Source organism: Bacillus paramycoides, from assembly GCF_038971285.1.
Lineage (GTDB): Bacteria > Bacillota > Bacilli > Bacillales > Bacillaceae_G > Bacillus_A.
The window spans coordinates 5,086,097-5,102,939 of sequence record NZ_CP152427.1 but is presented as its reverse complement, the minus strand read 5'-3'; the positions used below and the strand labels follow the sequence as shown (position 1 = coordinate 5,102,939).

20 protein-coding genes are annotated in these 16,843 nt (G+C 38.1%); 18 read left to right on the top strand and 2 right to left on the bottom strand.

Features of this window, described 5'->3' with window-relative positions:
- Positions 1–111 precede the first annotated feature (111 nt).
- The 12 genes from glpX to AAG068_RS26550 all read left to right on the top strand — a co-directional run bounded on the left by glpX (position 112) and on the right by AAG068_RS26550 (position 9,802).
- Entirely contained in the window at positions 112–1,077 is a 966-nt protein-coding gene (gene glpX / locus AAG068_RS26605; RefSeq protein WP_000442336.1) for a class II fructose-bisphosphatase, read from the top strand.
- Between the two features lie 292 nt (positions 1,078–1,369).
- Positions 1,370–2,641: a transcription termination factor Rho gene (gene rho, locus AAG068_RS26600; RefSeq protein WP_001053898.1), complete on the top strand. Its 1,272-nt coding sequence runs from the start codon at positions 1,370–1,372 to the stop codon at positions 2,639–2,641.
- 388 nt (positions 2,642–3,029) lie between these two features.
- Positions 3,030–3,275: a type B 50S ribosomal protein L31 gene (locus AAG068_RS26595; protein WP_000643433.1), complete on the top strand. Its 246-nt coding sequence runs from the start codon at positions 3,030–3,032 to the stop codon at positions 3,273–3,275.
- 108 nt (positions 3,276–3,383) lie between these two features.
- The gene (locus AAG068_RS26590; RefSeq protein WP_000280862.1) at positions 3,384–3,971 is read left to right on the top strand and encodes a thymidine kinase; all 588 of its coding nucleotides are present in this window, start codon (positions 3,384–3,386) and stop codon (positions 3,969–3,971) included.
- Between the two features lie 143 nt (positions 3,972–4,114).
- Positions 4,115–5,182 carry a peptide chain release factor 1 gene (prfA, locus tag AAG068_RS26585; protein WP_029441082.1) on the top strand — a complete coding sequence of 356 codons (1,068 nt, stop codon included), beginning with the start codon at positions 4,115–4,117 and terminating at the stop codon, positions 5,180–5,182.
- The gene (prmC, locus tag AAG068_RS26580; protein ID WP_342716440.1) at positions 5,182–6,033 is read left to right on the top strand and encodes a peptide chain release factor N(5)-glutamine methyltransferase; all 852 of its coding nucleotides are present in this window, start codon (positions 5,182–5,184) and stop codon (positions 6,031–6,033) included. The genes prfA and prmC overlap by 1 nt, the downstream gene beginning before the upstream one ends.
- Positions 6,034–6,144: 111 nt before the next feature.
- Positions 6,145–7,008 carry a stage II sporulation protein R gene (gene spoIIR, locus AAG068_RS26575; RefSeq protein WP_342716439.1) on the top strand — a complete coding sequence of 288 codons (864 nt, stop codon included), beginning with the start codon at positions 6,145–6,147 and terminating at the stop codon, positions 7,006–7,008.
- A 49-nt stretch (positions 7,009–7,057) separates the two neighbouring features.
- The gene (locus AAG068_RS26570) at positions 7,058–7,516 is read left to right on the top strand and encodes a mechanosensitive ion channel protein (protein ID WP_000758435.1); all 459 of its coding nucleotides are present in this window, start codon (positions 7,058–7,060) and stop codon (positions 7,514–7,516) included.
- 108 nt (positions 7,517–7,624) lie between these two features.
- Positions 7,625–8,665: an L-threonylcarbamoyladenylate synthase gene (locus tag AAG068_RS26565; protein ID WP_098670889.1), complete on the top strand. Its 1,041-nt coding sequence runs from the start codon at positions 7,625–7,627 to the stop codon at positions 8,663–8,665.
- Between the two features lie 77 nt (positions 8,666–8,742).
- Entirely contained in the window at positions 8,743–9,291 is a 549-nt protein-coding gene (locus tag AAG068_RS26560; RefSeq protein ID WP_342716438.1) for a manganese efflux pump MntP family protein, read from the top strand.
- Between the two features lie 19 nt (positions 9,292–9,310).
- Positions 9,311–9,439 carry a hypothetical protein gene (locus AAG068_RS26555; RefSeq protein WP_342716437.1) on the top strand — a complete coding sequence of 43 codons (129 nt, stop codon included), beginning with the start codon at positions 9,311–9,313 and terminating at the stop codon, positions 9,437–9,439.
- Between the two features lie 84 nt (positions 9,440–9,523).
- Positions 9,524–9,802 (top strand): DUF3935 domain-containing protein, encoded by a 279-nt coding sequence (locus tag AAG068_RS26550; RefSeq protein ID WP_087959172.1) that lies wholly within the window; start codon positions 9,524–9,526, stop codon positions 9,800–9,802.
- A gap of 187 nt (positions 9,803–9,989) precedes the next feature.
- Here the strand turns inward: AAG068_RS26550 and AAG068_RS26545 are convergent, their stop codons facing one another.
- Together AAG068_RS26545 and AAG068_RS26540 are read right to left on the bottom strand one after the other, a co-directional pair.
- Positions 9,990–10,601 (bottom strand): flavin reductase family protein, encoded by a 612-nt coding sequence (locus AAG068_RS26545; RefSeq protein ID WP_048528044.1) that lies wholly within the window; start codon positions 10,599–10,601, stop codon positions 9,990–9,992.
- A gap of 311 nt (positions 10,602–10,912) precedes the next feature.
- Complete coding sequence (locus AAG068_RS26540) at positions 10,913–11,299, bottom strand: DoxX family protein (protein WP_342716435.1); 387 nt, start codon at positions 11,297–11,299, stop codon at positions 10,913–10,915.
- Positions 11,300–11,836: 537 nt separating this feature from the next.
- Here AAG068_RS26540 and AAG068_RS26535 point away from each other — a divergent pair.
- From AAG068_RS26535 to upp, 6 genes are all read left to right on the top strand, one after another.
- Positions 11,837–12,334 (top strand): PTS sugar transporter subunit IIA, encoded by a 498-nt coding sequence (locus AAG068_RS26535; RefSeq protein WP_000473666.1) that lies wholly within the window; start codon positions 11,837–11,839, stop codon positions 12,332–12,334.
- A gap of 249 nt (positions 12,335–12,583) precedes the next feature.
- Positions 12,584–13,024, top strand: coding sequence for a low molecular weight protein arginine phosphatase (locus tag AAG068_RS26530; protein WP_098670013.1), 441 nt, complete (start codon positions 12,584–12,586; stop codon positions 13,022–13,024).
- Positions 13,025–13,120: 96 nt separating this feature from the next.
- Positions 13,121–13,564, top strand: coding sequence for a ribose 5-phosphate isomerase B (rpiB, locus tag AAG068_RS26525; RefSeq protein WP_000869919.1), 444 nt, complete (start codon positions 13,121–13,123; stop codon positions 13,562–13,564).
- Positions 13,565–13,630: 66 nt separating this feature from the next.
- Positions 13,631–14,203 (top strand): TIGR01440 family protein, encoded by a 573-nt coding sequence (locus AAG068_RS26520; protein WP_342716433.1) that lies wholly within the window; start codon positions 13,631–13,633, stop codon positions 14,201–14,203.
- Between the two features lie 216 nt (positions 14,204–14,419).
- A complete protein-coding gene (gene glyA / locus AAG068_RS26515) occupies positions 14,420–15,661 on the top strand; it encodes a serine hydroxymethyltransferase (RefSeq protein ID WP_000349817.1) in 1,242 nt (413 codons plus the stop codon).
- Between the two features lie 272 nt (positions 15,662–15,933).
- Positions 15,934–16,563: a uracil phosphoribosyltransferase gene (upp, locus tag AAG068_RS26510; protein ID WP_000517539.1), complete on the top strand. Its 630-nt coding sequence runs from the start codon at positions 15,934–15,936 to the stop codon at positions 16,561–16,563.
- Positions 16,564–16,843 lie beyond the last annotated feature (280 nt).

Here is a 16,843-nt window from a genome sequence, read left to right as displayed (position 1 = left end):
ACTTCCGCGAGGGGGAAGCGAAGCATCACTACTTGCGGAAGTACACTTTATAGAAAAACAAGGTTCACAAAATACGGCAGAAATATAAAGGCTTAAAGGAGAGGGATTATCGTGGAAAGAAGTTTATCTATGGAGTTAGTACGTGTAACAGAGGCTGCAGCTTTATCATCAGCGCGTTGGATGGGACGCGGGAAAAAGGATGAGGCAGACGGTGCAGCAACATCAGCTATGCGTGATGTATTTGATACAATTCCGATGAAAGGGACAGTTGTAATTGGTGAAGGTGAAATGGATGAAGCACCAATGCTATATATCGGAGAAAAATTAGGTACAGGATATGGTCCACGTGTAGACGTTGCAGTTGATCCTTTAGAAGGAACAAACATCGTGGCAGCTGGTGGATGGAATGCTCTTGCTGTTATTGCAATTGCAGATCACGGCAATTTGTTACATGCTCCTGACATGTACATGGATAAAATCGCGGTTGGCCCAGAAGCAGTTGGGGCGGTCGATATTGATGCGCCTATCATCGATAACTTACGTGCAGTTGCGAAAGCGAAAAATAAAGATATTGAAGATGTTGTAGCGACAGTTTTAAACCGTCCACGTCATCAAGCAATTATCGAAGAAATTCGTAAAGCTGGTGCGCGTATTAAATTGATTAATGATGGAGACGTAGCTGGCGCAATTAACACTGCATTTGATCGTACAGGTGTAGATATTTTATTCGGCTCTGGTGGTGCGCCTGAGGGTGTATTAGCAGCGGTTGCATTAAAATGTTTAGGCGGCGAGATTCACGGGAAACTATTACCGCAAAACGAAGCTGAATTGGCGCGTTGCAAAAAGATGGGCATAGAAGACATCAACCGCATCCTTCGCATGGAGGACTTAGTAAAAGGTGACGATGCAATCTTCGCAGCAACAGGTGTAACAGATGGAGAACTATTACGCGGCGTTCAATTTAAAGGTAGCGTAGGAACAACACAATCTCTTGTTATGCGTGCGAAATCAGGCACAGTACGCTTCGTAGACGGACGTCACAGCTTGAATAAAAAACCGAACTTGGTTATTAAGTAAAAAGCGGAGCTGGATTGAGTAAAAAGCGTAAGCAGCTCGTTCGGAATGGGAAAATCGAAGCTCTCGACTATCCTAGCTGCTGAAACTAGATTAAATAAAAAGCGAAGACAAATTTTCTTGTCTTCGCTTCTTGTATTTGTGTTCCAACGTATTGATTAAAACTAGATAAAAGGGTTACAATAGTGAATATTACCCTACTTGAACTTATTGCCTTTCATTATTAATTATTTGCCTTCCGTATTTTTCCCTTTACCCATGTGAAAAGAGAATAATGTTAAAGTGTGGTGTCTGAATGAATTTGTCAATTGCAGCATTAGAAAACATGAAATTAAAAGAGTTATACGAGCTTGCGAAGGAATTTAAGATTTCGTATTATAGCAAATTAACGAAAAAAGAGTTAATCTTCGCCATTTTAAAAGCTCGAGCAGAAAAAGAAGGCTTCTTCTTCATGGAAGGCGTATTAGAAATTATTCAATCAGAAGGATTTGGATTCCTACGTCCTATCAACTACTCTCCAAGCTCAGAAGATATTTATATCTCAGCTTCGCAAATTCGTCGTTTCGATTTACGTAATGGAGACAAGGTTTCTGGTAAAGTACGACCTCCGAAAGAAAATGAACGCTATTTTGGATTATTACAAGTTGAAGCTGTAAACGGAGATGATCCAGAGTCAGCAAAAGAGCGTGTGCATTTCCCTGCATTAACACCATTATACCCAGATCGCCAAATGAAATTGGAAACGGAACCGAAAAAGTTACCGACACGCATCATGGATTTAATCGCACCAGTTGGATTTGGACAACGTGGTTTAATTGTCGCGCCTCCAAAGGCTGGTAAAACGAGTCTATTAAAAGAAATCGCACACAGTGTTACAACAAATCATCCGGAAGCTGAATTAATTGTACTTTTAATTGATGAGCGTCCAGAGGAAGTAACAGACATTGAACGTTCTGTTAAAGGAGATGTTGTAAGCTCTACTTTTGATGAAGTACCAGAAAATCATATTAAAGTAGCGGAACTTGTGTTAGAACGTGCAATGCGTCTTGTAGAGCACAAGAAAGATGTTATCATTTTAATGGATAGTATTACCCGTTTAGCGCGAGCTTACAACCTTGTTATTCCACCAAGTGGTAGAACATTATCGGGTGGTATCGACCCAGCTGCCTTCCATAGACCGAAGCGTTTCTTTGGAGCTGCTCGTAATATTGAAGAAGGCGGTAGCTTAACGATTTTAGCAACAGCGCTTGTGGATACAGGATCTCGTATGGACGATGTAATTTACGAAGAATTTAAAGGAACTGGAAATATGGAACTTCACTTAGATCGTTCATTAGCTGAGCGTCGTATCTTCCCGGCAATTGATATTCGTCGTTCTGGTACACGTAAAGAAGATCTATTAATTCCGAAAGAACATTTAGACAAGCTATGGGGTATTCGTAAAACAATGCGCGATACACCAGACTTTGTTGAAGGTTTCTTACGTAAACTTCGTCAAACAAAGACAAATGAAGAATTTTTACAAAACATTGTTGCAGATTCGAAAAGATATGTAACAACGAAGTAAAGGGAAAAGATTGGGACTCGCTTATTTTATGGTAAGCGAGTTTTTTATATTTTTTAGGTGATGTTAAAGAGAAATGAGTAGAAGGGCATTAGTTGGTTCTAGTCGGATGAGTTGGCTCTGATTTAAGTTGATGGCGGCTAAAATCTCCGGTCATTTCACTCTCTCGCTCGAAGCAAAGAGCGCTTCAAGGTCGAGAGCTCCAATGCCCTGCGATTTTGAACGAGCCACTTGCGCTTTTAAAATTAAAAAGACAAAAACAGGTAGTTGCAAAATGAAGTTAGCCTTGTTATAATTTCATCATATGTGTTTCATCAATATAGTTGTGTATGCAGCTGAAGATGAAAAACTCTGTTTCGAAAATGATTCAGGGCGGAAGGAGATGAAAAGAATGAAAGCAGGAATTCACCCAGATTACAAGAAAGTTGTATTCATGGACACAAACACAGGCTTCAAATTCTTAAGCGGATCTACTAAAGGATCTAACGAAACTGTTGAGTGGGAAGATGGTAACACTTATCCATTACTAAAAGTTGAGATCAGTTCTGATTCTCACCCATTCTACACTGGACGTCAGAAGTTTGCTACTGCAGACGGACGCGTTGACCGCTTCAATAAGAAATACGGTCTTAAGTAATAAAAACATAAAACAGGCAAGTGTATCTATTCGCTTGTCTGTTTTTTTTGCGAAAATATTATACCTTTACCCTACTTTTAACGAAAAAGTAGATGAAAGGAGAGCTTCATGTACTTAATAAATCAGAACGGTTGGATTGAAGTGATTTGCGGTAGTATGTTTTCTGGTAAATCAGAAGAGCTTATCCGCCGTGTGCGTCGTACGCAATTTGCGAAACAACATGCAATTGTATTTAAACCATGTATTGATAATCGCTATAGTGAAGAAGACGTTGTATCACATAACGGACTAAAGGTTAAAGCAGTTCCTGTTTCAGCTTCAAAAGATATATTTGAACATATCACTGAAGAAATGGATGTAATTGCAATCGATGAGGTGCAATTCTTTGATGGGGACATTGTGGAAGTGGTGCAAGTATTGGCAAATCGTGGCTATCGTGTCATTGTAGCTGGTTTAGACCAAGATTTCCGTGGTCTACCATTTGGACAAGTTCCTCAGCTGATGGCGATTGCTGAACATGTAACAAAACTACAAGCAGTATGTTCTGCATGTGGATCTCCAGCGAGTCGTACACAACGATTAATTGATGGAGAACCAGCAGCATTTGATGATCCGATTATTTTAGTTGGGGCTTCAGAATCGTATGAACCACGCTGTCGTCATTGTCATGCAGTGCCTACAAACAAAGATAAGTAAAACTCGCTGCGCAAGGCGGGTTTTTTTCAGAATAGAGAGTTTGAGCGGTGTAAGCCGCTTGTGCTTTTAAATATAATTTGCGTTTTTTTGAGTAAGTACCATATACTATTTGTATTAGATACTAGGATGTAGAGGTGAATGATGTGTTAGATCGTTTGCAAGCTGTAGAAAATCGTTATGAGAAGTTAAATGAATTGTTAAGTGACCCAGAGGTTATTAGCGATACAAATAAACTTCGTGAATATTCAAAGGAACAGTCTGATATACAGGAAACGGTAGAGGTGTATCGTGAGTATAAGGATGTTCGTGAGCAATTAAAAGATGCGAAAGCGATGTTAGAAGATAAGTTAGACGCAGAAATGCGTGAAATGGTAAAAGAAGAGGTTTCTGAGTTAGAATCACAAGAAAAAACATTATCAGAGCGTCTGAAAATTTTACTTGTACCAAAAGACCCTAACGATGATAAGAACGTTATCGTTGAGGTTCGTGGAGCTGCTGGTGGCGACGAGGCCGCTTTATTTGCTGGTGACTTATACCGTATGTATAGCCGTTATGCTGAGGTACAAGGTTGGAAAACGGAGATTATTGAGGCTAGCTATACAGAGTTAGGTGGATATAAAGAGATTATCTTTATGATTAACGGTAAAGGTGCTTTCGCGAAGCTGAAATTCGAGAACGGCGCTCACCGTGTACAACGTGTTCCTGAAACGGAATCTGGTGGACGTATCCATACATCTACAGCAACTGTTGCTGTATTACCAGAGGCAGAAGAAGTAGAAATTGATATTCATGAGAAAGATGTTCGTGTTGATACATTCGCTTCTAGTGGACCTGGTGGACAGAGCGTTAATACAACGATGTCAGCGGTACGTTTAACGCATTTACCGACTGGTGTAGTTGTATCATGTCAGGATGAGAAATCACAAATTAAGAATAAAGAAAAAGCGATGAAAGTATTACGCGCACGTGTTTATGATAAGTTTAGACAAGAAGCACAAGCTGAATATGATCAAAACCGTAAACAAGCTGTTGGTACGGGCGATCGTTCAGAGCGTATTCGTACGTATAACTTCCCGCAAAACCGTGTTACAGACCATCGAATCGGTTTAACGATTCAAAAGCTAGATCAAATCTTACAAGGTAAGTTAGATGATTTCATCAATGCCTTAGTGATGGAAGATCAGGCTCAAAGGATGGAGGCAGCTGAGTAATGCGTGTCTATGAAGCCCTGAAATGGGCTTCTTCTTTTTTACAGGAGAATGGACGAGATGAAAATGCGGGAGAAATTGTCCTTTGTCATGTATTAAAGACGAATAGAACAGGATTATTGATGAATATGCGTGAAGAAATAACTGCGGAACAAGAAACAAGTTTTACAGAGTTTATCCACAAGCATGTAGAAGGTATTCCTATTCAATATATGATTGGTCATGAAATGTTTTATGGAAGATCGTTCTTTGTGAATGAAGAAGTATTAATACCAAGACCGGAAACGGAAGAGCTTATAGTGGGAGTGTTAGAAAGAATCGAGCGCCATTTTGGTGATGAGAAACTACATGTAGCAGATATCGGTACAGGTAGTGGAGCGATTTCGATTACGCTTGCTTTAGAAAATAAAAATCTTCATGTGTATACGGTAGATATTGCGCAGGAGTCGATTGAAGTTGCAAAAGAAAATGCAAAAACTTTGGGCGCAGAAGTAACGTTCTATCACGGTGATTTATTATCGCCATTTTATGAAATGGGTCAAAAGTTAGATGTTGTTGTTTCAAATCCTCCATATATACCAGAAGAGGATTGGCGTGGTCTTTCTCCTGTGGTGAAAGAGCATGAGCCAAAGAGAGCACTTGTTGGTGGTGAAGACGGATTAGATTTCTATCGCCGTTTTATGGAAGAGTTGCCGAATGTGTTACAGAAGAAAGCAATTGTAGCATTTGAAATTGGAGTAGGGCAAGGTGAGGACGTGAAAGAGCTGTTACAACAAGCTTTTCCATATGCTCATGTTGAGGTTGTTTTTGATATTAACGGAAAAGATCGTATGGTATTTGCAGAGATGGAGTAAGGTTCACGCCTTACTCTATTTTTTATGGAGAAAATTATATAGATTTTAAATTTAATAGTTTAGAAACATGAAAGTCTGTCCACACTGTTTGTAGAAGGGACGGTGGAGGAAATGAAAAAACAAGTTATTGCTTATCTTCTTCTATTATTAATTGGTGCACAGTTACTTGTGCAGTTTGGATATATGAAAGCTGATGCGAAAGGGTCTTCAGTTATTCCGAAAGAGGCCGTTCGATTACGAATTTTAGCAAATAGCGATTCAGATAAAGATCAGGCGTTAAAGCGTAAAGTACGTGATGAAGTAAAAGCACAGATTGATGGATGGGTAGCGGATTTAACTTCATTTGAAGAGGCGCGTAAAGTTATTCAAAGTCATATTCCAGAAATCGAAAAAACAGTGGCAAATACGTTAAAGAAAGAAGGAAGTAAAGATTCATTTCAAGTGAAATTCAGTAAAAATGTAAAGTTTCCTACAAAGGTATATGGGAATTTTATTTATCCGGCAGGGGAATATGAAGCAGTTTTAATTACAATTGGGGAAGGTGAAGGGGCAAACTGGTGGTGTGTACTATTTCCACCGATGTGTTTCTTAGATTTTTCAAGTGGTACAGCTGTAAGGAAAGAAGAACATGTTGTGAAGGCTGAATCTCCTGAAGAGGAGGAAGTAAAACAAATAGATGATGAAGAAGTAAATGCAGAAGAGAAAAAAGAGGATGAGGTGAAAGAAAAGAAAGCTGTAAAGCAGGAAGTCGCAAAAAAAGTAACAGCTTCTGAAAAGAAAGTAGTAAAAAATGAAACAAAAGTAGAAGAACAACCTGTAAGTAAAGAGGAAACAAAAACTGTGGAAAAAGTGGAGAAACCTGTGGAACAAAAACAAGAAAAACAAAATGAGTACGTAAAAGTAGAGGAGGAAGAAGAAAAGCCAGAAGTTAAGTTATTTATTGTAGAAGCTTTTACATCTTTATTCTCTAAATAGTACTATTCGTAAATCCCTTCTCATATATAAAAAAGAGGAGGGATTTATTATGAAGAAGGTATATTTTGCGACGAAAGCAGATGTGGAAAGATTGCATTCTTTTTTCGGACAAGCTAATAAAAAAGATGATAAAATAAATGAGTTGTACGCGCAATTTATGATTTTGGAAGAGGCGGAAGAAATACGGGCTGTCATCGGATATGAACAAAGTGAAGAAAACGCACTTATTCGTTCTTGTTTATTCACACCTAATGTGGATAAACAGACTTTCTTATATTTTTTCGAAATGTTTTTGCAGTATATGAAAGAAAAAAATATTCGACAATTGTACTTATTAACAAATCATCCACAATCTATAACAATCTTTCAGTTTTTTGACTTTGTTACTATAGAGAAAGAAAACGTACCAGAGGGAATTCGACAGTTAGAACACTTTTGTAAAAATATAAAAGAGCCAAATGCAATAATACTAAATTGTCAGCTATTCACAAAGTTATCCACGGATTAATTAGGTTTATCCACATTTTGTGGATAAACCTTGTTTGTCTTTTGGATAAATCTCATAGTAAACTAAAAATAGACAAGTATTTCAGGGTAGAAAAGGACGTGGGAAAAAATGCATACAAATATGTGGGTTGTGGATAATGTTGTGGAAAGAAAAAAATATTATCCACAGTTACAAGAAGCAGCGAAATTATTAAGGGAAAACGAGGCGATTGCCTTCCCTACCGAAACAGTTTATGGACTAGGTGCAAACGCAATGAATGATGAAGCGATCGCGAAAATCTTTGAGGCGAAAGGAAGACCAAGTGATAATCCACTGATTGTCCACATCGGTACAAAATCGCAGTTAGATGGGATTGTGAAGGAAATTCCGCCAGTTGCAGAGAAGTTGATGGAGCACTTTTGGCCAGGACCGTTAACAATTATTTTACCTAGAAAAGAAGGAATTTCAGAGAAGGTGACGGCAGGACTTAATACGGTTGGAGTAAGAATGCCTGATCATCCAGTAGCGCTTGCTCTTATTGAAGAAGCAAATGTACCTGTTGCAGCACCGAGTGCGAATCGTTCTGGGCGTCCAAGTCCGACGTTAGCGTCTCACGTATATGAAGATTTAAATGAGAAAATCGCAGGTATTGTAGATGGTGGTGCAACAGGAGTGGGTGTTGAATCGACTGTAATTGATTGTACGAGCGCTGTTCCAACGATATTACGCCCAGGTGGGATTACGAAAGAACAATTAGAATCGGTAATCGGCACGGTTTCTTTAGATCCGGCTTTAAAGGATGAAAAGGAAAAACCAAAATCACCCGGAATGAAATATACACATTATGCACCGAAAGCGCCGCTAAGTATTGTTGAAGGTTCACGTGAATTTATTCAACGTCTTGTGGATGAGAAGAAGGAAGAAGGATTTAAAGTAGGTGTATTAACGACAGAAGAGTATCAGCACGTATATAGCGCGGATGTTGTATTGTCTTGTGGTGTTCGAAGCGATTTAGCTAGCGTTGCGACTAAATTATATGATGTACTTAGAACTTTTGATGCAAGTGAAGTGGATGTTATTTTTAGTGAATCATTCCCGAATGAAGGAATAGGGAATGCCATTATGAATCGATTAACAAAAGCGGCAGGACATCAAATTATTACTGAATGATAAGGTACGATTAGCAAACAGAATATTTCTCCTTGGATAAGCATATTTTGAAGTAGCACGTCCGAGGAGGGACATGAATGACGTTTGAACAGCTAATACCTTTAATAATTATGGCATTCGCCTTAGGGATGGATGCGTTCTCGGTAAGTCTTGGTATGGGAATGATGACCTTAAAGGTAAGACAAATCCTGTATATTGGTGTGACGATAGGGATATTTCATATTATCATGCCATTTATAGGGATGATATTAGGTCGTTTTTTATCAGAACAGTATGGAGACATTGCACATTTTGCAGGTGCTATTTTATTAATCGGATTAGGATTTTATATTGTATATTCATCTATCTTGGAGAATGAAGAGACTAGAACGGCCCCTATTGGAATTAGTTTATTCGTATTTGCATTTGGCGTTAGTATAGACAGTTTTTCAGTAGGTCTTAGTCTTGGTATTTATGGAGCGCAGACAATTATTACGATATTACTTTTTGGATTTGTTAGTATGTTATTAGCGTGGATTGGTTTATTCATTGGGAGACATGCGAAAGATATGCTTGGTACATATGGCGAGATAGTAGGTGGTATCATTTTGGTTGGATTTGGATTATATCTCCTTTTTCCTATATAATTTTAAGGAGGAGGGCGTTATGAACAAGTTATTGGAATGGTATATTCGATTTGTAACTTTCTTTCCGAGGTGGTTACGACTGCTTGTTATTTGGGGTATTATTTTGCAAATTTCAATTTTAGGTTGGATTAAGTTGGTTCGCGAATAGTAGGATAGCTCCTTTCTGTGCATAGTTTTATTTATACTATACTGATTACGCTAAAAAATTACACATATAGAAAGGATGAGATGAATGACGAGATTGAAGCAAGTTTTTGGTATTATTATTAGTTTTTTTGTGTTTTGGTTTAGTATGCTCGGCGTACAAATGTTTGCTGAGTTTTTGGATATTGAGTCATTGAAGTTTGTTGCGGGAAAAACGGAGGCAGCGCGTGCTTTTTATTCTCCATACCCGTTTTTGATTGTTTTTCTAATTACATTGCTTTCCCTTTACTTCTTCGTAATTAAGCTTGGGAAACCGAAAAAAGAGAAAGTACCTACTTTAGAGGAAAAGAAGGAAGAATTACAATAATAAAATCCCCTGCTATTTAGCAGGGGATTTTATGTTTGATGGAAGTAATTGATTTCATCCTGTATTTAGATATATCCAGCTCCAGCGGCTAGAATGGTCGGTGGCTTCGCGTCTTCCTACGAGGCAAAAAGCGCCTCTACGTCAGAAGCTCCATCCGTCTCCCATTCTGAACAAGCCGCATCCGCTTTTAAACAGGCCTTACCAACTCAAATTGTTCTCCTAGTTTTGCGTAGTTGTGTCCTGCTAGGCGGCTTACTGGTTTGAGTCCTTCTGCGTGAATACGACCTTTTTCGTATAGGTGTTCTGCGACGTGGAAACGAACGACACGTCCAATTAGTAAATCACATGCTGGTGAGTCTTCTGTTCCACCAAGAGGAATTGCGCGTTCTAGTACGCATTCCATTCGAATATTTGCTTCTTTTACACCTGGAACGGAGATGACATCACTTTCAATTGGTGTTAGTTTTGCCAGTTCAATTTCACTTTCATTTGGCGGGAGGTTAGCTGCTGTTTCGTTAATTGCTTCTACGTAAGATTCATCAGAAATATGTACGACAAACTCACCTTTTTCAATTGCATTTCGAGAAGTGTCCTTTCTTTCTCCTGCTTTCCGTTGCACAGAAACTGAAATAAGTGGTGGATTTGCAGCAACGATGTTGAAGTAACTGTATGGTGCGCCGTTTAATACGCCGTCTTTTGTTACAGAAGTAACGAATGCGACAGGGCGTGGAATGATACTTCCTGTTAATAATTTGTAATTCTCTTTTTCCGTTTGTTCATTTGGATTAATGGATAACATGATTGAAATCCCCTTTCTAAATATGACGACTTATTGTTTGTTTACAAGATGTTAGTGGAAAACTCCTGCTGAAAATAATATTTTTATTACATAAAAAGAACTTACTTCAATTGTAATGAAGTAAGTTCCGTGTAAAAAATCTCGAAACTGAGATAAAGTGAAACTTTAATCAGTGGGGGTTTTCTTCATCCCCTACTGATTATTAGTTGAACCAATCGGACTTTTATGGGCAGTTAATCCCCCGCCTAAATTCTTTGCTTTCGCTGAATTTTGAGTTGGGGGTCTTACTGCCCATTAAAGCGGGATAAATATTACAGTAAAACGTATGCGCCAGGTCCGATTAAAGCTACACCAATCGCAACAGCGATTAAAATTAAATTGTATTCATATCCGTTTTGTGTCACCCAGTAACCATTTTTTCCGTGAACAGTGAAGATTGCCATTAACATTGTTCCAACGATAAACAATGAACCAACTGCAATGAAAATACCTGATGCAAATAAGAAACCACCTAGTAATTCAGTTGCACCAGCCATAAATGCCATAAATACACCAGGGCGTAAACCGATTGATTCCATCCAGCCACCTGTTCCTTTTAAACCGTAACCGCCGAACCAACCAAATAATTTTTGAGCACCATGACCCATGAATGTAATACCTATAATAAGACGAATAATAAGAAGACCGAAATCCATCATTTTTAAAAAACCTCCTAAAAGTTATTAACTTACCTTATGTAAGTAATAATAAAATAGTTACTTACTTTAGTCAAGTTGTTTTCGAAAAAAGTTTGAAATAAAATGAAACTTTAATCAGTAGGGGGGTTCATCCCCCGCTGATTATCAGCCCTCACCAATCGGACGTTTACGGGCAGTTGATTGCCTACCTGAATTTTTGCTCCAGCTGCGCTTTGATTTGGAGATCTTACTGCCCGTTAACGCGGGGTTAATTTTACAAATTAGTGACAAAAAATAAAATGTAGTAAAGACCTCTAGACAAGTTGAATAAAAAAAGAGAAAATATAAGTAGAAGTTAACTTCTTATTGTTATTCAGACAATCAGAATTGACTGGAATTTTGTGAGACGCTACAATAAGAGTCTAGTAGTAATAACGTAATTTATTTCGAAAGCGTTTTTACAGTATAATATTCGAAGTATGAGGTCTTACGTTTATTCAGATCTTTAATAGAGATTGCCCTATAAACTTTTAGGTAAATTATAAGGAGGACTATCCTATGTTTAAAAAATTATTCGGTCTTGGTTCAAAAACAAATGAAGAAACAATCGTAGCTCCATTAACTGGAGCAGTAAAAAATATTGAAGAAGTACCAGATCCAGTATTCGCTGGTCGTATGATGGGTGACGGTGTTGCAATCGATCCTACTGAAGGTGTAGTTGTATCTCCAGTTGATGGCGAAATCGTACAATTATTCCACACGAAACATGCGATTGGAATTAAAGCGAAAAACGGTACAGAAATCTTAATCCACGTTGGATTAGAAACTGTAAAAATGGAAGGTGAAGGTTTCGAAGCTCACGTTTCTGAAGGACAAGCTGTAAAAGCTGGAGATAAATTAATCTCATTCGACTTAGAATTAATTCGTGAAAAAGCGAAAAGCACAATTACTCCAATCGTTATTACAAACACAGATGCAGCTGAGTCTATTAAGACAACTGTAGGTGTAACTGCTACAAAAGGTTCAACAGAGGTAATGAAAGTTACAATGAAATAATAATTATTAAATGAAAGGAATCCGTTTCTTATGAAATGGATTCCTTATTTTGTTTTGTAGTCTGTTCCTTATGTATGGTAAAATACTTTGGGCACTTGGAAATAGGGTTTCACATATATGTGAATAAGGCGCATTTTTCTTAGAAAAAATATAAGAGAAATGCGCCTTTCGTATATTCACATTTCTTTTGTTCTATTTTAATTTACGCTATGATAAAAGGTAGGAAATAGAGAAAAGGGGTGGGTTTAAATGAAACGAGTATTATTTGTTTGCACTGGAAATACATGCCGTAGTCCGATGGCTGAGGCGTTACTGCGCCATCATGGAGAAGGTAAGTTTGAAGTGCAATCTGCTGGTGTTTTCGCCTATCCTGGAAGTGATGCGTCGGTACATGCAAAAGAAGCATTAGCTGAAAAGGGAATTGCAATCGATCATGCTTCGCAGCAGGTAAACGAAGCCTTAATTGATTGGGCAGATATTGTAGTAACAATGACGGAAAACCATAAGCAAATTATCCTTGGGCATTATCCGAGTGTTGAAGGGAAAGTAGATACATTATATGGAGTAACTGAGGGGATGAGTAAGGATATTTCAGATCCATTCGGCGGATCTCTCTCTATTTATAAAGAAACGTTAGAAGAGATGGAAAAACTTGTACAAACTTTACTGAAAAAACATTCAGAAGGTTGAGGTTTCGTGTATAATACGATATTGGAGATCACTTCGTCCCATTAAAGGATCAAGTGAGAAATGAAGATAATGGATTGAAACCTTGGAGGGGTAAAAATGAAAGTAGTAGTAGCATCTGATCACGGCGGTATGAATATCCGTAAAGAACTTGTAAGTTTATTAGAAGAGTTAAATATTGAATATATTGATTTAGGTTGTGAATGTGAAGCTGGTTCTGTTGATTACCCTGATTTTGCGTTTCCAGCAGCAGAAATGGTAGCGAATGGCGAAGTAGACCGTGGTATTTTAGTTTGTGGGACAGGCATCGGTATGTCAATTGCTGCAAACAAAGTAAATGGTATTCGTTGTGCATTAGTTCATGATACTTTCAGCGCGAGAGCAACGAGAGAGCATAACGATACAAACATGTTAGCAATGGGCGAGCGTGTAATTGGTGCTGGTCTAGCACGTGACATCGCAAAAATTTGGTTAACAACTGAATTTGAAGGTGGCCGTCACGAAAACCGCGTAGGAAAAATTAAAACTTACGAAGCAAAGTAATAGATTCTAACTAGAGGCAGTGGGAAATATAATTTGGTGATCCAACCTGTGAAAGGAAGAGGCGTAATGACAGAAATCGTAAAGGTAAGAGAACAGCTACAAAGTTCGCTTTCTGACTTCCAAGAACAAGCTTTATTACAAAGTGGTCAAATTTTTGTAGTGGGGTGTAGTACGAGCGAAGTGCTAGGAGAAAGAATTGGAACATCAGGAACGATGGAAGTAGCAGAGGCGATTTTTTCTGAGTTAAAACAATTTCAAGAGCAAACAGGTATTGAGTTGGCGTTTCAATGTTGTGAGCATTTAAACCGTGCTTTAGTAGTTGAAAGAGAGTTGGCAATGAAATATCAATTTGAAATTGTAACAGTTACGCCTGTTAGATCAGCAGGTGGTGCATTAGCAACATATGCTTATCACAATTTGAAAGATCCGGTAGTAATTGAGTTTATTAAAGCAGATGCGGGGATGGATATTGGTGATACATTTATCGGTATGCATTTAAAGCACGTAGCTGTTCCAGTTCGTACTAGTGTGAAGGAAATTGGAAGTGCACATGTAACGATGGCAACAACACGTGGAAAACTAATTGGTGGAGCACGTGCTGTTTATGCGGCGAAGGAAGAGACTAACGCGTGCCGTTAAAATTGCGAATAAGGTATGTTGTCTGACTTTATCATAGAAGAAAGAAAAGACCGATTTTCGGTCTTTTTTTTCTTTTATGATATAGAAAGTCATGTTAGAATGTAGTTGAAAACATGAATGTTCGAAAGAATTACAACTTGAATTTTCGTTTTTTCTGAATAAATAAGAAAAAACTGTTGGGAATTGATGTAATTCGTTCAGAAAAGGGGGATTTTGGTGGATCATTTAAAACGTCAAGATGAAAAGGTATTTGCTGCAATTGAGGCAGAACTAGGAAGACAGCGTTCGAAGATTGAGCTAATTGCTTCGGAAAACTTCGTAAGTGAAGCAGTAATGGAGGCGCAAGGTTCTGTTTTAACAAATAAGTATGCTGAAGGATATCCTGGGAAACGTTACTATGGTGGTTGTGAACACGTAGACGTAGTAGAAGATATCGCACGTGACCGCGTAAAAGAAATTTTTGGCGCAGAGCACGTAAATGTTCAACCGCATTCTGGTGCACAAGCGAACATGGCAGTATACTTCACAATTTTAGAGCAAGGCGATACAGTACTTGGTATGAATTTATCTCATGGTGGTCACTTAACACACGGAAGCCCTGTTAACTTCAGTGGAGTACAATATAATTTCGTAGAATATGGCGTGGATGCTGAATCTCACCGTATTAATTACGATGATGTGTTAGCAAAAGCGAAAGAACATAAACCAAAATTAATCGTTGCAGGTGCAAGTGCATACCCTCGTGTTATCGATTTCAAACGATTCCGTGAGATTGCAGATGAAGTGGGCGCATACTTAATGGTTGATATGGCACATATCGCTGGTTTAGTAGCCGCTGGTTTACATCCAAATCCAGTGCCACATGCACATTTCGTTACAACGACAACACATAAAACGTTACGTGGTCCACGTGGTGGTATGATTTTATGTGAAGAACAATTTGCAAAACAAATTGATAAATCAATCTTCCCTGGTATTCAAGGTGGCCCACTTATGCACGTAATCGCTGCAAAAGCTGTTGCGTTTGGTGAGGCACTTCAAGATGATTTCAAAACATATGCACAAAATATCATTAACAATGCGAATCGCTTAGCTGAAGGTCTTCAAAAAGAAGGACTTACACTTGTTTCTGGCGGAACAGACAATCACTTAATCCTAATTGATGTTCGTAACTTAGAAATCACAGGTAAAGTAGCAGAGCACGTATTAGATGAAGTTGGTATTACAGTGAACAAAAATACAATTCCATTTGAAACAGCAAGCCCATTTGTAACAAGCGGTGTACGTATCGGTACAGCAGCTGTAACATCGCGTGGTTTCGGTTTAGAAGAAATGGATGAAATTGCGTCACTTATTGCTTATACATTAAAAAATCATGAAAATGAAGCTGCATTAGAAGAAGCACGTAAACGTGTAGAAGCGTTAACGAGCAAATTCCCAATGTATCCAAACCTATAATAGATAGAAGAAGACTGCTGAGACGTAATTGTTTTGGCAGTCTTTTTTGTGGACATATATTGTTCTTTAAGTATGTATACAAATGATGAATAAATTTTGGCGATATAATGAAGGATACAGCTCCCATAATTGGTAAAGATACTAGATAGATTCATCGTAAAATCATGATTTTGCCAAATTTGCCCTTGAATATTAGTAACGTTTTCTTTACAATCGTAAATAGTGTAAAAAAGCGTGCAAACGCATGAATATCATCTAAAGGAGAGATTCACATGGGAAAACTGTATGTATTTGATCACCCGTTAATTCAACATAAGATTACATATATTCGCGATAAGAATACAGGTACGAAAGATTTTCGTGAATTAGTGGACGAAGTAGCAAGCTTAATGGCTTTCGAAATTACTCGCGATCTTCCACTTAAAGATATTGAAATTGAAACACCTGTAAGCAAAGCGACAACAAAAGTGATCGCTGGTAAAAAACTTGGTTTAATTCCGATTTTACGTGCAGGTTTAGGAATGGTTGATGGAATTCTGAAATTAATTCCAGCAGCAAAAGTAGGACACGTTGGTTTATACCGCGACCCTAAAACATTGCAACCGGTAGAATACTATGTGAAACTTCCAACGGATGTAGAAGAGCGTGACTTTATCGTACTAGATCCGATGCTAGCAACAGGTGGTTCTGCAGCTGAAGCAATTAACTCTCTGAAAAAGCGCGGTGCAAAGCAAATTAAATTAATGTGTATCGTTGCAGCTCCAGAAGGAGTAAAAGTAGTACAAGAAGAACATCCTGATGTTGATATTTATGTAGCAGCATTAGATGAGAAATTAAATGACCACGGATATGTAGTACCAGGTCTTGGTGATGCTGGTGACCGTTTATTTGGAACGAAGTAAGACAACTGACGAGAGGGGATTCCCCTCTCGTTTTTTTGTGCCTTAATGAGGTAGGGGAGGGGGATAAATATACATAGTATATACAACATAAGTTGCATACACATCTCATATAATATAGAAGTCTTACGTCTAATGAGCACTATATTATGGAAGGAAAGCGTTATATCGTAAAAATATAATAGTGACAAACTTGTGAACATTTCCTTCTATTATAATGAGAAAACTGTTAGAAATTGCATATCTCTAACCAGTATTTAGAAGGGGAACGTTTTCATTTTTG

Excerpts from the sequence above, each read along its gene's own strand:
- rho (WP_001053898.1), top strand. The coding sequence starts at position 1,370 with ATGAATTTGTCAATTGCAGCATTAGAAAACATGAAATTAAAAGAGTTA.
- AAG068_RS26595 (WP_000643433.1), top strand. The coding sequence starts at position 3,030 with ATGAAAGCAGGAATTCACCCAGATTACAAGAAAGTTGTATTCATGGAC.
- AAG068_RS26590 (WP_000280862.1), top strand. The coding sequence starts at position 3,384 with ATGTACTTAATAAATCAGAACGGTTGGATTGAAGTGATTTGCGGTAGT.
- prmC (WP_342716440.1), top strand. The coding sequence starts at position 5,182 with ATGCGTGTCTATGAAGCCCTGAAATGGGCTTCTTCTTTTTTACAGGAG.
- spoIIR (WP_342716439.1), top strand. The coding sequence starts at position 6,145 with ATGAAAAAACAAGTTATTGCTTATCTTCTTCTATTATTAATTGGTGCA.
- AAG068_RS26570 (WP_000758435.1), top strand. The coding sequence starts at position 7,058 with ATGAAGAAGGTATATTTTGCGACGAAAGCAGATGTGGAAAGATTGCAT.
- AAG068_RS26565 (WP_098670889.1), top strand. The coding sequence starts at position 7,625 with ATGCATACAAATATGTGGGTTGTGGATAATGTTGTGGAAAGAAAAAAA.
- AAG068_RS26560 (WP_342716438.1), top strand. The coding sequence starts at position 8,743 with ATGACGTTTGAACAGCTAATACCTTTAATAATTATGGCATTCGCCTTA.
- AAG068_RS26555 (WP_342716437.1), top strand. The coding sequence starts at position 9,311 with ATGAACAAGTTATTGGAATGGTATATTCGATTTGTAACTTTCTTTCCG.
- AAG068_RS26550 (WP_087959172.1), top strand. The coding sequence starts at position 9,524 with ATGACGAGATTGAAGCAAGTTTTTGGTATTATTATTAGTTTTTTTGTG.
- AAG068_RS26545 (WP_048528044.1), bottom strand. The coding sequence starts at position 10,601 with ATGTTATCCATTAATCCAAATGAACAAACGGAAAAAGAGAATTACAAA.
- AAG068_RS26540 (WP_342716435.1), bottom strand. The coding sequence starts at position 11,299 with ATGATGGATTTCGGTCTTCTTATTATTCGTCTTATTATAGGTATTACA.
- AAG068_RS26535 (WP_000473666.1), top strand. The coding sequence starts at position 11,837 with ATGTTTAAAAAATTATTCGGTCTTGGTTCAAAAACAAATGAAGAAACA.
- AAG068_RS26530 (WP_098670013.1), top strand. The coding sequence starts at position 12,584 with ATGAAACGAGTATTATTTGTTTGCACTGGAAATACATGCCGTAGTCCG.
- rpiB (WP_000869919.1), top strand. The coding sequence starts at position 13,121 with ATGAAAGTAGTAGTAGCATCTGATCACGGCGGTATGAATATCCGTAAA.
- AAG068_RS26520 (WP_342716433.1), top strand. The coding sequence starts at position 13,631 with ATGACAGAAATCGTAAAGGTAAGAGAACAGCTACAAAGTTCGCTTTCT.
- upp (WP_000517539.1), top strand. The coding sequence starts at position 15,934 with ATGGGAAAACTGTATGTATTTGATCACCCGTTAATTCAACATAAGATT.